Below are 12,977 nucleotides of genomic sequence, written 5' to 3'. Positions count from 1 at the left end.
ATGCGCGCTTCCCCCCTCTCCTACTGGCTCGCCAGCGCGCCGCCCTTTACAGGTGGCGCGGAGGGTGGGGTCGAAGGCAAGGTCGACGTCGCGATTATCGGCGGCGGCTTTACCGGCCTGTCGGCCGCGCTGGCGCTGGCAAAGCGCGGTGCGCGCGTCGTGCTGCTGGAGGCGGGCCGGGTCGTGGGCGAAGCGTCCGGGCGCAATGGCGGCCAGTGCAATAATGGGACGGCGCATGATTATGGCACCTTGTCGGCCAAGTTCGGCAAGGATGTCGCCAAGGCCTGGTATCGCGCGCATTGCGACGCGGTCGATACGGTCGAGCGGCTGGCGCGCGAAGAAGGCATCGCATGCGATTTCAATCGCTGCGGCCGGGTGAAGTTGGCTGCCAAGCCCCAACATTATGACAAGCTGGTGCGGGCGCATGATCTTCTGGCGGCGGAAGTGGACGAGAATGTCCGGCTGGTGCCGCCCGAACAGGTCCGTGACGAAGTAGGGTCGGACGCTTTTCACGGCGCGCTGATCCAGACGACCAGCGCGCAATTGCACCCCGCCCGTTTCGGTGTGGGATTGGCGGAAGCGGCAGCGCGGGCTAGTGCGCGCATTTATGAGCAAGCCGAGGTAACGGGTCTCGATCGCCTGCCGCAAGGATGGCGGGTCACATCGTCGCGCGGGACGGTCAGCGCGGACCAAGTGCTGGTAGCCACGGGCGGCGCGCCTGCCGCTGCGCCCTTCGGCTTCTTCCGGCGGCGGATCATATCGGTCGGCAGCTTCGTGATCGCGACGGAGCCGCTCGATAATGCGACGATCGACCGGCTGCTGCCGGGGCGGCGCAATTATGTGACCAGCAAGAATATCGGCAATTATTTCCGCCTGACCCCCGACAATCGCCTGATCTTTGGCGGGCGGGCGCGCTTTGCGATCAGCGATCCCCGGTCGGACCTGAAAAGCGGGCGCATTCTGGAAGAGACGATGGGCGAACTATTCCCGGCGTTGAAGGGCGTGGGCGTCGATCATGTCTGGGGCGGGATGGTCGATCTAACCGCCGACCGAGTGCCGCGGGCGGGCGAACAGGACGGGCTCTATTATGCCATGGGCTATAGCGGCCATGGCGTGCAGATGGCGACGCATATGGGGCAACAAATGGCGCGCGTGATGAGCGGCGAGCCGGACGCGAACCCATGGGCTAAGCTGGACTGGCCCAGTGTGCCCGGCCATTTCGGCAAGCCCTGGTTCCTGCCTCTGGTGGGGCTATGGTATAAATGGCAGGATGTGATCCGTTGACCGACATTCTGTCTCCCCTTTCTCGCCGTGGCCTGATCGGCGCGGGGCTTGGCATGGGTGCCGGGCTGCTGCTGCCCGATGGCGCGCTGGCGGCTGGTCGCCCGCGCCGGGGTGGCCGCATCCGTGCTGCCAGCCTGTCCAGTTCGACCGCCGATACGCTCGACCCGGCCAAGGGCGCTTTGTCGACCGACTATATCCGCCACTACATGTTTTACAGCGGGCTGACCCAGCTCGACGGCCAGCTCAACCCGCGCCCTGACCTCGCCGAGCGGATCGAGAGCGCGGACCAGATCACTTGGCATATCCGCCTGCGCAAGGGCGTGACATTCCATGACGGGGCGAACCTGACGGCGCAGGATGTCGTCTGGTCGTTGCTGCGGCACAAGAACCCAGCGACGGGGTCGAAGATGGCGCAGATCGCCGAGCAGTTCGCGCAGATCAGGGCGACCGGCAAACAGGATCTGGTGATCCGCCTGACTGGCCCCAATGCCGACCTACCCGCCATCCTTGCCCAGTCGCATTTTGTGATCCTGCGCGCGGGGACGAGCGATTTCCGCACCGCCAACGGCACTGGTCCTTATCTATGCGCGCAATTTCGTCCCGGCGTCCGCACGCTTGGGCGGCGCAATCCCAATTTCTGGAAGCCGGGCAAACCCTATCTCGACGAGATCGAGCTGATCGGCATTCCCGATGAGACGAGCCGCGTCAATGCGCTGCTGTCGGGCGACGTTCACCTGATCCTGGCGGTCAATCCACGATCCACCAAGCGCATCATGGCGTCGCCCCGTCATGCGCTGATGGAGACGCAATCAGGGCTGCACACCAACCTCATCATGCGGCAGGATCGCTTGCCGACCGGCAACCCGCATTTCGTCGCGACGATGAAATATCTGTTCGACCGACCGCTGATCAAGCGCGCGCTCTATCGCGGCTATGCGACCATCGGCAATGATCATCCGATCCCGCCTTTCCACCCCTATTATCGCGCCGACCTACCGCAGCGCGTGCTCGATCTGGATAAGGCGCGCTGGCATTTGCAGCGGTCGGGACTGGATGGCGTGCGGCTCCCTATTTATGCGTCGCCCGCGGCGGACGGGTCGGTCGATATGGCGTCGATCCTGCAGGAATATGGATCGCGCATTGGCCTCAAACTCGCGGTCAATCGCGTCCCGGCCGATGGCTATTGGTCGACCCATTGGATGAAGCATCCGCTGGGCTTCGGCAACACCAACCCGCGCCCGACCGCCGACCTGCTGTTCAGCCTGTTCTACAAATCCGACGCGGCATGGAATGAGAGCGGATGGAAAAATCCGCGCTTCGACCGGCTGTTGCTGGAAGCGCGCGGCGAGGCCGACCAGGCAAAGCGTAAACAGCTTTATGGTGAAATGCAGGGGCTGGTTCACCATTATTGCGGTGTCGGCATCCCGGTGTTCATCAACCTGATCGACGGGTACGACCGCCGGTTGAAGGGCATGTTCCCGATCGCGATGGGCGGCATGATGGGCTATCAATTCGCCGAACATGTGTGGTGGGAAGGCTGATGGCGGGCGCTTCCTCCCAAAGCGGCATGACGGCCGCGCTGATCCTGATCGGCAAACGTTTTGCGTCGTCGTTGCTGACGCTGCTGATGGTGTCGGTCACCATCTTCATTATCGCGCAACTGTTGCCCGGCGACGCGGCGCAGGAGGCGCTGGGGCAGAGCGCCACGGCGGATCAGGTCGCGGCGCTGCGCCATGAAATGGGCCTCGATCGCCCCGCCCATGTCCGCTATGTGAGCTGGCTGACCGGCATGGTCAGCGGCGATCCGGGCCAGTCGATGGTCGCCAATATGCCGGTGGCGGAGGTGATTTCCACCCGCCTGCCCAACAGCCTGCTGCTCGCCGCGCTGACTGCGCTGGTTGCCATTCCGGTCGCGCTGTCGATCGGCATCGGGTCCGCCATGAACCGGGGCGGACGGATCGACCGGGCGCTCAATATCGCCACGCTGTCGATGGTCGCGGTCCCCGAATTTCTGGTGGCGACGATCGCCGTCCTCATCTTTTCGGTGAAGCTGCGCTGGTTGCCGTCGATCGCGATGGCATCGAGCGACATGGACTGGGGCGACTATCTACGTGGCGTCGCCATGCCGATCCTGACGCTGTGCGTCATCGTCGTCGCGCAGATGGCGCGCATGACGCGCGCGGCGGTGATCGACCAGATGGACCGACCCTATGTCGAGATGGCGGTGCTGAAAGGTGTCGCGCCGGTGCGGGTCGTGCTGAAACATATCATGCCCAATGCCATCGCGCCGATCGTCAACGCCATGGCGCTCAGCCTCTCTTATCTGCTCGGCGGAGCGGTGATCGTGGAAACCATCTTCAACTATCCCGGCCTCGCCAGCCTGATGGTCAACGCCGTCACCAGCCGCGACATGCCGTTGTTGCAGGCGTGCGCGATGATCTTCTGCACCGCCTATCTCATCCTGATGCTGATCGCGGACGTCACCGCGATCCTCGCCAACCCCAGGCTGCGCGCACAATGATCGCTTCTGCTCTCAAACGGGCGAAAGCCCTGCCGCTGTCGGGCAAGGTCGGCCTGGCGCTGGTCATCTTCTGGCTGCTCATCGCGCTGGTCGGGCCGATGCTGGCGCCTTATCCGATCGGGGCGTTCGTCGCCTATGATGTGTTCGACGGGCAGTCGGCGGATCACTGGCTGGGGAGCGACTATCTCGGCCGCGATGTGCTGAGCCGCCTGCTGTCGGGCGCGCGCTACACGGTGGGCCTAGCGGCGGCGGCGGCTTTGCTCGCCAGCAGCACCGGCACCGCGCTGGCGCTGACGGCGGCGGTAGGCGGAGCGAAGGTCGATGAACCGCTGTCGCGTTTCATGGACATGCTGATTTCGATCCCGTCGAAGATTTTCTCGCTGGTGCTGGTCGCGGCGTTCGGATCGTCGCTGGGGCTGTTGCTGTTGATCGCGGCCTTCACCTATGTGCCGGGCAATTACCGCATCGCCCGCGCGCTGGCGGTCAACCTGGCGCAGATGGATTATGTGCAGGTCGCCAAGGTCCGGGGCGAGGGACGCTTTCATATCGCCATCGCCGAAATATTGCCCAATATGATCCATCCGCTGCTGGCCGACTTTGGTCTGCGCTTCGTCTTCATCGTGCTGCTGCTGTCCGGTCTGTCGTTCCTGGGGCTGGGCGTGCAGCCGCCAGATGCGGACCTGGGGTCGCTGGTGCGCGAGAATATTTCGGGATTGGGCGAAGGGGCGCTGGCAATTTTGGCACCGGCTGTTGCGATTGCGACGCTGACCGTCGGCGTGAACCTGCTGATCGATGCGCTGCCGGGACAGGGGAAAGGCCGATGAGCGAAATTCCCCATGTCGAAGTGCGCGGCCTGACCGTCACCGCGCGCAACACAGCGGGCGAGATTTTCCCGATCGTCAGCGATATCGATTTTGCATTAAAGCGCGGCGAGGTGCTGGCGCTGATCGGGGAATCAGGGTCGGGCAAGACGACGATCGCGCTGACCTTGCTTGGCCATGCCCGGCCCGGCGCACGGATTGCGGGCGGGTCGATCCGCGTCGGCGATGTCGACCTCACCACGCTGGATCGCAGCGCATTGGCGCAGCTACGCGGCAATCGCATCGCCTATATCGCGCAGTCGGCGGCGGCGGCGTTCAACCCGTCGCGCACGATCATGGAGCAGGTTATCGAGCCTGCGCTGATCCACGATCTGATGCCGCGCAGCGAGGCCGAGGCCAAGGCGGTCGAACTGTTCCGGGGCCTCGCCCTCCCCTTCCCCGACTTGATCGGGTCGCGCTATCCGCATCAACTATCGGGCGGACAGTTGCAGCGATTGATGGCGGCGATGGCGCTGATCACCGATCCTGAACTGGTGATATTGGACGAGCCGACCACCGCGCTGGATGTCACGACCCAGATCGAAGTGCTGCGTGCCTTCAAGGCGGTGGTGCTGGAGCGCGGTGCGACCGCCATCTATGTGTCGCACGACTTGGCCGTGGTGGCGCAGATGGCCGACCAGATCGTCGTGCTGAGCCAGGGCCGGATACAGGAGGCGGGCGCGGCGGCGCAGATCCTCCACGCGCCTGCGGATGATTATACCAAAACGCTGATGGCGGCAGCGCGTCCCGCGATTCGTCCTGCGCCGGTCAAGGCCGACCTGCCCGCCGCGCCGCTGCTGGAAATCAAAGGACTGACCGCGGGCTATGGCAAGATCGACAAGGAGGGTCGGCCGCGCATTCCGGTGTTGCGCGACATCAATCTGACGATCGAACGCGGCGCGACATTGGGCGTGATCGGCGAGAGCGGGTCGGGCAAGTCGACTATCGCCCGCGTGATCGCCGGGCTGCTGCCGCCTGCCAGCGGGCAGGTGTTGCTGGATGGAGAGCCATTGCCGCCGGGCCTGAAAGGCCGCAGTCGCGAACAATTTCGCCGGGTGCAATTGGTGTTCCAGAATGCCGATACGGCGCTCAATCCGGCGCATAGCGTCGGGCGCATATTGGCGCGGCCGCTGGCCTTTTACCACGGGTTGAAAGGCAATGCCGCGCATCTGCGGGTGCTGGAACTGCTCGACCTCATCCGTCTGCCCGCGACGCTGATCGACCGGCCGATCGGTGGCCTGTCTGGCGGGCAGAAGCAGCGGATCAATCTGGCGCGCGCGCTGGCGGCTGATCCGCAACTCATCCTGTGCGACGAAGTGACTTCGGCGCTCGATACGGTGGTGGGTGCGGCGATTTTGGAGCTGATGGCGGAATTGCGCCGGGAACTCGGCATCGCGACGATGTTCATCAGCCACGACATTTCGACGGTACGGGCGATCTGCGACGATATTCTGGTGCTTTATGCGGGCACGATGGTCGAGACAGGGCCGCGCGCGGCGTTCGGGACCGCGCCTTTCCATCCCTATACCGATTTGCTGATCGGCTCCGTGCCGGAAATGCGGGCGGGTTGGCTGGAGGAAAGCCATGCGGGCGCCGCGCCGCCGCCGATCGGCGCTGCGGGCGACCATCCTGATCTGTGCCGTTTCCTGCCGCGCTGCGCCGCGCGGGTCGATGGGCTGTGCAACACGACCCCGCCGCCCCGCCATCTGCTGGCCAAGGGCAGCCGCATCCTATGCCATCATGGAGATGAAAGTTTGATCCCGTCATGAGCCGTTTCGTTCGCCTGGGCGAAACCGACCGCCCAAGCCTGACTCTGCATGTCGATGGCGCGCCAATCGCCGCGCTGGAGGGGGACACGTTGATGGTCGCGCTGCTGAGCCAGGGCGCGGCATTGCGCCAGTCCGAATTCGGGCCGGAAAGGCGGGCTGGATTCTGCCTGATGGGGGCGTGCCAGGATTGCTGGGTATGGACCGAAAGCGGCGATCGCCTGCGCGCCTGTTCGACGCTGGCGGCACCGGGCCAGCGCATCCTCACCAGCCAGCCGGAGGCGTCATGGCCGACCCACGCATAATCATCGTCGGTGCCGGGCCAGCGGGCACGCGTGCGGCGGAAGCCTGTGTGCAGGCGGGCATCCGGCCGATCGTGCTGGACGAAGGACGGCGCGACGGCGGGCAGATTTATCGCCGCCAGCCCGACAATTTCACCCGGCCCTATGCCAAACTTTACGGCACCGAAGCGCCGCGGGCGCAGGCGCTGCACGAGACGTTCGACGGGTTGAAGGACAGGATCGATTATCGTGCCGAAACATTGGTGTGGAACATCGCCGATGGCCATGTGCGGACAGCGACCCGGACAATGGAATCGGCTTTACCCTTCGACGCGCTGCTGCTTTGCACCGGAGCGACCGATCGGTTGATGCCGGTCAAGGGCTGGCAGTTTGCCGGAGCCTATAGCCTGGGCGGGGCGCAGGTGGCGCTCAAGAGCCAGGCGGTGTCGATCGGCCATAAGGTCGTATTCATGGGGTCGGGGCCGCTGCTTTATCTGGTCGCGAGCCAATATGTACAGGCGGGGGCCGATGTCGTCGCGGTGCTGGATACGGCGCCCTATAGCGCGCGGATCAAGGCCTTGCCCGACCTGCTGGCGGTGCCGTCGGTATTGTGGAATGGCGTGGCGCTGACTTTGGCGTTGAAGCGCGCGGGGGTGATGGTCCGCAATAGCGTCAAGCCATTGGAAATATTGGGCAACGTGGAGGATGGCCTCAGCGGTATCCGCTTCCGGGTTGGTGCTGGCGCCGAACAGACGATCGCCTGCGATGCCGTGGCGATGGGACATCATCTGCGGCCCGAAACCCAGTTAGCGGATTTGGCGCGTTGCGCCTTCGCCTTCGATCCCGTGACCCGCCAATGGTTGCCAGAACGCGACGGCGACGGGCGGTCGAGCGTCGCGGGCGTCTATCTGGCGGGCGATGGCGCGAAGATATTGGGCGCGCGATCGGCCGAGGCGAGCGGGCGGCTGACGGCGCTTGCGGCCTTGGGCGATCTGGGCCTGCCGGTGGACAAGGGCGAGATGGCCTCGCTGCGCGGCGATGTCGGCACCTATGCCAAGTTCGCGCGCGGACTGGCCACGGCTTTCCCCTGGCCCGCAGAGCAAGCGGGCGCGCTGCCCGACGAGGCGATATTGTGCCGGTGCGAGGGCGTGACGGCGGGCGATCTGCGCGCCGTGATGCGGGAGACGGGGGCCAAGGAAGCGAACCGCGCCAAGGCGTTCAGCCGGGTCGGCATGGGGCGCTGCCAAGGGCGCTATTGCGGGCTTGCCGCAGCCGAACTGATCGCGGCGCAGGCGGACATTCCGGTCGAACAGGTTGGTCGGCTGCGCGGGCAGGCACCGGTCAAACCGCTCAATATCAGCATTGGAGACACGGACGCATGAGCGCCGCCAGCGACGTCATCATCGTGGGCGGCGGCCTGATGGGGTCGTCCGCCGCCCTGTTCCTGCGCGGCCATGGCCTGTCGGTCACGCTGCTGGAAACCGACCTGATCGGACGGCAGGCGAGCGGCACCAATTTCGGCAATGTCCGGCGGCAGGGACGCCCGATCCACCAATTGCCACTGGCCAACCGCGCCATCGATATATGGCGGCGGTCGCGCGAATTGCTGGGCGCGGATGTCGAATATCTCCAGTCCGGGCATATCCGCGTCTGTTATCGCGAGCGGCCCGAACTGGTCGGGTCGATGGAGGAGTATGCCGACAAGGCGCGCGCCGAGGGGCTGGACCTCGAATTGTTAAGCGGGAATGCGCTGCGCGACAAATTCCCCTTCTTCGGGGCTGATGTGCTGGCCGGTTCCTATTCCGCGACCGACGGCCATGCCAATCCGCGCCTCGCCGCGCCTGCCTTTGCACGGGCGGCCGAGCGGTTGGGCGCGGTCATCCATGAGCATACCAAGATCGTCGACGCGCAGAAGATCGGCGAGGATTTCGTCGTCAGTGCAGCAGACGGGCGGACCTTCCGCGCCCCCATATTGCTGGTGACGGCGGGCGCCTGGGGCAATGCATTGTCATCGCAATTTGGCGAGCCGGTGCCGATCGTGCCGCGCGGCCCCAATATGAGCGTTACCGAACCCGTGCCCTATGCCATCCTGCCCGCCGTCGGCGTGATGACGCCGGTGGAAGAAGAGACGGTCTATTTCCGGCAGGTCGCGCGCGGCAATATCGTGCTGGGGGGGAGTACGCGCGGGCCATCTTTTCCCGACCAATATCGCGCCTATGTCGAGCCGCAAAATACGGTCAGCCAGTTGAAGCATATCCGGCGGCTGGCCCCGGCGCTGGGCAAGCTCAACATCATCCGGGTGTGGTCGGGCATCGAGGGGTATCTGCCCGACAGTCAGCCGGTCATGGGGCCAAGCGCGACGACGAGCGGGCTTTATTATGCGTTCGGCTTTTCGGGGTCGGGCTTCCAGATCGGGCCGGGCGTGGGCGAGACGATGGCGGAGATCATCGCCCAGGGCGCGACGGACATTCCGATCGCCCCCTACACCATTGGCCGCTTCGCCAAGGGCTGATTTGCGCTATTGTCCGCTGATGACCGACAAGCGCTATACCAAATCGACCCTGCCGGAGAAAATCTGTGCGGCGTGCGGGCGGCCCTTTGCCTGGCGCAAGAAATGGGCGCGCGATTGGGACGAGGTGAAGACCTGTTCGGAGCGGTGCAAGGGCGACTTAAGGCGCAAGAGCTGATGATGCCCGATCGGCCATCTGGCCTGTGTGCGCTGCGCCTTGCAGGCGCGTACAGATGACGGACCTATTTCCTTCCCCGGTTGCAGCCTGCATATTCGGCGCGAGCGGCGGCATCGGCGCGGCGTTGGCGGCGCAGCTCGCGGCGAGCGACGCGATTTCGCTGGTCCATGCGGGTGGGCGCGGCCCGGTGGCGCAGGGCGCGAAGATACGGCCCTTTACGTTCGACCTGGAGGATGAAGCCTCGATCGCAGCGGCGGCGCGGGCCATGGACGATGCCCCGCCCCGGATCATCATCGTCGCTACCGGCCTGTTGCATGGGGACGATCTGCGGCCCGAAAAATCGCTGCGTGACCAGAGCGGTGACGCCTATGCGCGGCTGTTCGCGGTCAATGCGACTGGCCCAGCGCTGATCGCCAAACATATGCTGGTGCGGCCGCCGCGTCAGGGCCGACTGGTCTTTGCCGCATTGTCGGCGCGGGTCGGGTCGATCAGCGACAATCGGCTGGGCGGATGGCACGCCTATCGCGCGTCGAAGGCTGCGCTCAACATGATCGTCCGCAACATCGCGATCGAACTGGCGCGGATCAACCCGGAGGCCATTGCCGTCACGCTGCATCCGGGCACGGTGGATAGCGGATTGTCGCAACCTTTTCAGCGCAATGTCGCGCCGGAGAAGCTGTTTCCGCCGGAGCTATCGGCCCGGCACTTGCTGTCCGTGATCGACGGTTTGGGACCGGAGGCGTCGGGCCATTGCTATGGCTGGGATGGGGCGGTCATTCCATTCTGACGGATCGAGAGGAAGACGGCGAATGCGTGAGGCAAAGGATAGGATGGACGGGTCCGCCCGGCTGCTCGGTTATAGCGGGCTGTTGCCGCAGATTGCCGCCATCGGCACCATGCTGACAGGCGGGCCGGAGCTATACTGGACAGCGATGGCGGTATCCTATGGCTATGCCGCCTTCATCTTTTCCTTTCTGGGCGGCGTGTGGTGGGGGTTGGGCCTGGCGATCGCGCAGCCGCCGCGCTGGATATTCGTAGCGGCGGTGATGCCGAGCCTGATCGCGCTTGCCACCTATCTGCCCTGGATGCTGGGGTGGGATTGGCCGCGACCGTCGTTGATGGTCCTGGCGGTGGCGCTGATCGCCTCGCCTATGGTCGATCGCCTGATCGTGCGCGGGCGGGAAGGCTTTGGCGGGTGGCTGCAACTGCGCTGGCATTTGTCGCTGGGACTGGGCGGGATGACACTGTTCGCAGGGGTGCTTTAGCCGCGCCGGGCGACGCCCATTGCGCCATCATCCTGCGCCAGGCCCAGCATTTCCCCGGCCAGCGCCCTGCCCGACTGCCAGGCCTGTTCGACAAAGCCATGCGCCAGCCAATCGCCGCACATGCCGATTTGCAGCGCAGGGTTCCAAAGCGCGTTGGCGAAACAGCCCGAAGGCGTCGCATAGCGCCAGCGATGCGCCATGCGGACCACCGGCGTCGGCAGGGTGAGGCCAGTGGCATGGGCCAAACCGTCGAGCAGCAGGGTAGCGATCCGGTCGGCATCCTCCTCCAGATGCGTCGCAGACCAATCCGCCGATCCCTGCACCACCCAGGCTTCCGGGCCGGCCCGGCCCGGCTTTGCGCTGTTGCGGACGGCCCAGCCGATCGGGCCGATATGGCGGATCATGTCGGGGCCGATGTCGAGCGGTTCGGCAAAGGCGAACATGCCCGCCCAGCAGGGTTGCGAGCCGACCGTCATGGCGAGCCGGGCCATCTGAAAATCATGGAGCGATATGAGCGGCAATGCCTGTTCGACTGGCACGGCGATGACGACGGCGTCGAACGGACCAAAGGATCTGTCCTGACCCCGGCACCACCAATGGCGGCCATCATGGGTGACGCCCGCAATCGGGCAATTCCAGGTGACGGGATGCCGTTCGGCCATCGCCTTGATCGGCGCATTCATGCCCGGCGTGCCGACCCAGGCATCGCGCCCGGCGACGGGCCAGGGCGCGACAACGCCCTGCGCCTGCCATTCGCTCACCAATTGGCGGAACGCCGCGCCGCGCGCGGTGAAGTGCGACGCGCCATGGTCGAAGGCGATCGTGCCGAGCGGGCTGTCGCAGCGGCGGGTGGACATGCGCCCGCCCGGCCCGCGCGCCTTGTCGAACAGGGCGGGCTCATGGCCTTCTTCCCGCAAGGCATCGGCGCAGGATAGCCCCGCCATGCCAGCACCAATTACTGCGACCCGCATCAGTTCAATATCCCATCAGCGCCAGCAATTCCTTACGGCTGCCGACATCGGTCAAGAAGCAGCCGAGCAGGCGGCTCGTTACCATGGAGACGCCCGGCGTCCGCACGCCACGCCCGGTCATGCAGCCATGCTGCGCCTCTATCACCACGGCGACGCCATGGGGTTGCAGATGATCCCATATGCACTGGGCGACATCGGCGGTCAGCCGTTCCTGCACCTGCAGGCGGCGGGCATAGCCATGCAGCACGCGGGCGAGTTTCGATATGCCCACGACCCGGTTGCGCGGCAGATAGGCGATCGACGCCTTGCCGGTGATGGGGGCCAGATGATGTTCGCAATGCGAATGAAAGGGAATATCCTTCAGCAGCACGATTTCATCATAGCCGCCGACATCCTCGAACGTGCGGTCGAGGTGCAGGGCGGGATTTTCCTGATAGCCGCTGCAATATTCCTGCCAGGCGCGGGCGACCCGCTTGGGGGTATCGACCAGGCCTTCGCGGTCCGGGTCGTCGCCCGACCAGCGTAACAGGGTGCGCACCGCCTCCAGCACCGTATCGGGGATGATTTGCGTGTCGGACTCGTCAAACGCGTCATGATCATGCAACATGAAGTTCATCGGGCACCCCTCGATCCGTCATTGCCACGACCTTCGTGCCGCTGCGTCTGGTTAACAATGCCGCTAAGGGGGGTAGTGCCACAACATGTCCAACCGGGCATGGTGCATCAGCCGTTTACGGGATTAAGATTACGCATGTCCTTAGTAGAAATGATCGCCAACAGTCCGGTCGCGACAGTCATCAGCAATCCGCGCCTGCCCGACAATCCCATCATCGAATGCAATGCGGCATTCATGGAACTTACAGGGTTCAGCCGTGATGAAATAGTCGGGCATAATTGCCGCTTTCTGTCGGGGGCGGACACGGAGCCCTGGTTGACCGAGACATTGCGCACGGCGATCCGCCAGCAACGGCCCGCGCTGGTGGAAATATTGAATTACAAGAAGAACGGCACGCCGTTTCGCAATGCCGTGCTGGTCGCGCCGATCTTCGACGAGGAAGGCGTGCTGGAATATTTTCTGGGGTCGCAGGTCGAGGTGATGGACCCGACGATCGGTATCGTCGCCCGCCGCGCCCAGGCCCATGCGCAGATTTCGCGCCTGTCCGTGCGGCAGCGCGAAGTGTTGATGCTGATGGCGACGGGCAAGCTCAACAAGCAGATCGCCTATGCGCTCACCCTGTCGGAGCGGACGGTCAAGATGCACAAGGCCGCGCTGCTCAAGGCGCTGGGCGTAACGACCAGCGCCGACGCCATCCGCCTGGCGGTGGAAGCGGGCTACTAAGCG

At 64.9% G+C, this 12,977-nt stretch carries 14 protein-coding genes; 12 read left to right on the top strand and 2 right to left on the bottom strand.

Annotation, left to right across the window (positions count from 1 at the left end; translation table 11 throughout):
• From SxD43FB_RS14665 to SxD43FB_RS14615, 11 genes are read left to right on the top strand one after another with little or no spacing between them, the layout of a single operon-like run.
• Positions 1-1,284, top strand: coding sequence for an FAD-binding oxidoreductase (locus tag SxD43FB_RS14665; RefSeq protein ID WP_096062831.1), 1,284 nt, complete (start codon positions 1-3; stop codon positions 1,282-1,284).
• A complete protein-coding gene (locus SxD43FB_RS14660) occupies positions 1,281-2,825 on the top strand; it encodes an ABC transporter substrate-binding protein (protein WP_096062830.1) in 1,545 nt (514 codons plus the stop codon). Before SxD43FB_RS14665 ends, SxD43FB_RS14660 begins: the two co-directional genes overlap by 4 nt.
• A complete protein-coding gene (locus SxD43FB_RS14655; RefSeq protein ID WP_217988800.1) occupies positions 2,825-3,805 on the top strand; it encodes an ABC transporter permease in 981 nt (326 codons plus the stop codon). The genes SxD43FB_RS14660 and SxD43FB_RS14655 overlap by 1 nt, the downstream gene beginning before the upstream one ends.
• Positions 3,802-4,629 (top strand): ABC transporter permease, encoded by an 828-nt coding sequence (locus SxD43FB_RS14650; protein WP_096062829.1) that lies wholly within the window; start codon positions 3,802-3,804, stop codon positions 4,627-4,629. The genes SxD43FB_RS14655 and SxD43FB_RS14650 overlap by 4 nt, the downstream gene beginning before the upstream one ends.
• Complete coding sequence (locus SxD43FB_RS14645; RefSeq protein ID WP_096062828.1) at positions 4,626-6,434, top strand: ABC transporter ATP-binding protein; 1,809 nt, start codon at positions 4,626-4,628, stop codon at positions 6,432-6,434. The genes SxD43FB_RS14650 and SxD43FB_RS14645 overlap by 4 nt, the downstream gene beginning before the upstream one ends.
• The gene (locus SxD43FB_RS14640; RefSeq protein ID WP_096062827.1) at positions 6,431-6,736 is read left to right on the top strand and encodes a (2Fe-2S)-binding protein; all 306 of its coding nucleotides are present in this window, start codon (positions 6,431-6,433) and stop codon (positions 6,734-6,736) included. Before SxD43FB_RS14645 ends, SxD43FB_RS14640 begins: the two co-directional genes overlap by 4 nt.
• Positions 6,718-8,094: an FAD/NAD(P)-binding oxidoreductase gene (locus tag SxD43FB_RS14635; protein WP_096062826.1), complete on the top strand. Its 1,377-nt coding sequence runs from the start codon at positions 6,718-6,720 to the stop codon at positions 8,092-8,094. Before SxD43FB_RS14640 ends, SxD43FB_RS14635 begins: the two co-directional genes overlap by 19 nt.
• Positions 8,091-9,224 carry an FAD-binding oxidoreductase gene (locus SxD43FB_RS14630; RefSeq protein WP_096062825.1) on the top strand — a complete coding sequence of 378 codons (1,134 nt, stop codon included), beginning with the start codon at positions 8,091-8,093 and terminating at the stop codon, positions 9,222-9,224. The genes SxD43FB_RS14635 and SxD43FB_RS14630 overlap by 4 nt, the downstream gene beginning before the upstream one ends.
• A 19-nt stretch (positions 9,225-9,243) precedes the next feature.
• Positions 9,244-9,399, top strand: coding sequence for a DUF2256 domain-containing protein (locus SxD43FB_RS14625; protein WP_096062851.1), 156 nt, complete (start codon positions 9,244-9,246; stop codon positions 9,397-9,399).
• Between the two features lie 55 nt (positions 9,400-9,454).
• Positions 9,455-10,186, top strand: coding sequence for an SDR family NAD(P)-dependent oxidoreductase (locus tag SxD43FB_RS14620; protein WP_096062824.1), 732 nt, complete (start codon positions 9,455-9,457; stop codon positions 10,184-10,186).
• A 43-nt stretch (positions 10,187-10,229) separates the two neighbouring features.
• Positions 10,230-10,664: a DUF3429 domain-containing protein gene (locus SxD43FB_RS14615; protein WP_255245743.1), complete on the top strand. Its 435-nt coding sequence runs from the start codon at positions 10,230-10,232 to the stop codon at positions 10,662-10,664.
• On the opposite strand, the gene SxD43FB_RS14610 is transcribed toward SxD43FB_RS14615, so the two are convergent.
• Both SxD43FB_RS14610 and folE read right to left on the bottom strand, forming a co-directional pair.
• On the bottom strand, positions 10,661-11,635 hold the full coding sequence (locus SxD43FB_RS14610) for an FAD-dependent oxidoreductase (protein ID WP_096062822.1): 975 nt from the start codon (positions 11,633-11,635) through the stop codon (positions 10,661-10,663). The two genes, SxD43FB_RS14615 and SxD43FB_RS14610, sit on opposite strands and share 4 nt — an antisense overlap.
• A 4-nt stretch (positions 11,636-11,639) precedes the next feature.
• Entirely contained in the window at positions 11,640-12,251 is a 612-nt protein-coding gene (gene folE, locus SxD43FB_RS14605; protein WP_037476828.1) for a GTP cyclohydrolase I FolE, read from the bottom strand.
• Positions 12,252-12,386: 135 nt separating this feature from the next.
• Between folE and SxD43FB_RS14600 the strand changes: the two genes are divergently transcribed.
• On the top strand, positions 12,387-12,974 hold the full coding sequence (locus tag SxD43FB_RS14600; RefSeq protein ID WP_202807671.1) for a PAS domain-containing protein: 588 nt from the start codon (positions 12,387-12,389) through the stop codon (positions 12,972-12,974).
• The last annotated feature ends 3 nt before the right edge of the window (positions 12,975-12,977 follow it).

This window comes from Sphingobium sp. D43FB (genome assembly GCF_002312805.1).
Taxonomy (GTDB): domain Bacteria; phylum Pseudomonadota; class Alphaproteobacteria; order Sphingomonadales; family Sphingomonadaceae; genus Sphingobium.
This window is presented reverse-complemented; position numbering and strand designations above follow the sequence as displayed.

Bases quoted from the DNA above. Each gene is read 5' to 3' on its own strand.
- SxD43FB_RS14665 (WP_096062831.1), top strand. From the start codon at position 1: ATGCGCGCTTCCCCCCTCTCCTACTGGCTCGCCAGCGCGCCGCCCTTT.
- SxD43FB_RS14655 (WP_217988800.1), top strand. From the start codon at position 2,825: ATGGCGGGCGCTTCCTCCCAAAGCGGCATGACGGCCGCGCTGATCCTG.
- SxD43FB_RS14650 (WP_096062829.1), top strand. From the start codon at position 3,802: ATGATCGCTTCTGCTCTCAAACGGGCGAAAGCCCTGCCGCTGTCGGGC.
- SxD43FB_RS14645 (WP_096062828.1), top strand. From the start codon at position 4,626: ATGAGCGAAATTCCCCATGTCGAAGTGCGCGGCCTGACCGTCACCGCG.
- SxD43FB_RS14640 (WP_096062827.1), top strand. From the start codon at position 6,431: ATGAGCCGTTTCGTTCGCCTGGGCGAAACCGACCGCCCAAGCCTGACT.
- SxD43FB_RS14635 (WP_096062826.1), top strand. From the start codon at position 6,718: ATGGCCGACCCACGCATAATCATCGTCGGTGCCGGGCCAGCGGGCACG.
- SxD43FB_RS14630 (WP_096062825.1), top strand. From the start codon at position 8,091: ATGAGCGCCGCCAGCGACGTCATCATCGTGGGCGGCGGCCTGATGGGG.
- SxD43FB_RS14625 (WP_096062851.1), top strand. From the start codon at position 9,244: ATGACCGACAAGCGCTATACCAAATCGACCCTGCCGGAGAAAATCTGT.
- SxD43FB_RS14620 (WP_096062824.1), top strand. From the start codon at position 9,455: ATGACGGACCTATTTCCTTCCCCGGTTGCAGCCTGCATATTCGGCGCG.
- SxD43FB_RS14615 (WP_255245743.1), top strand. From the start codon at position 10,230: ATGGACGGGTCCGCCCGGCTGCTCGGTTATAGCGGGCTGTTGCCGCAG.
- SxD43FB_RS14610 (WP_096062822.1), bottom strand. From the start codon at position 11,635: ATGCGGGTCGCAGTAATTGGTGCTGGCATGGCGGGGCTATCCTGCGCC.
- folE (WP_037476828.1), bottom strand. From the start codon at position 12,251: ATGAACTTCATGTTGCATGATCATGACGCGTTTGACGAGTCCGACACG.
- SxD43FB_RS14600 (WP_202807671.1), top strand. From the start codon at position 12,387: ATGTCCTTAGTAGAAATGATCGCCAACAGTCCGGTCGCGACAGTCATC.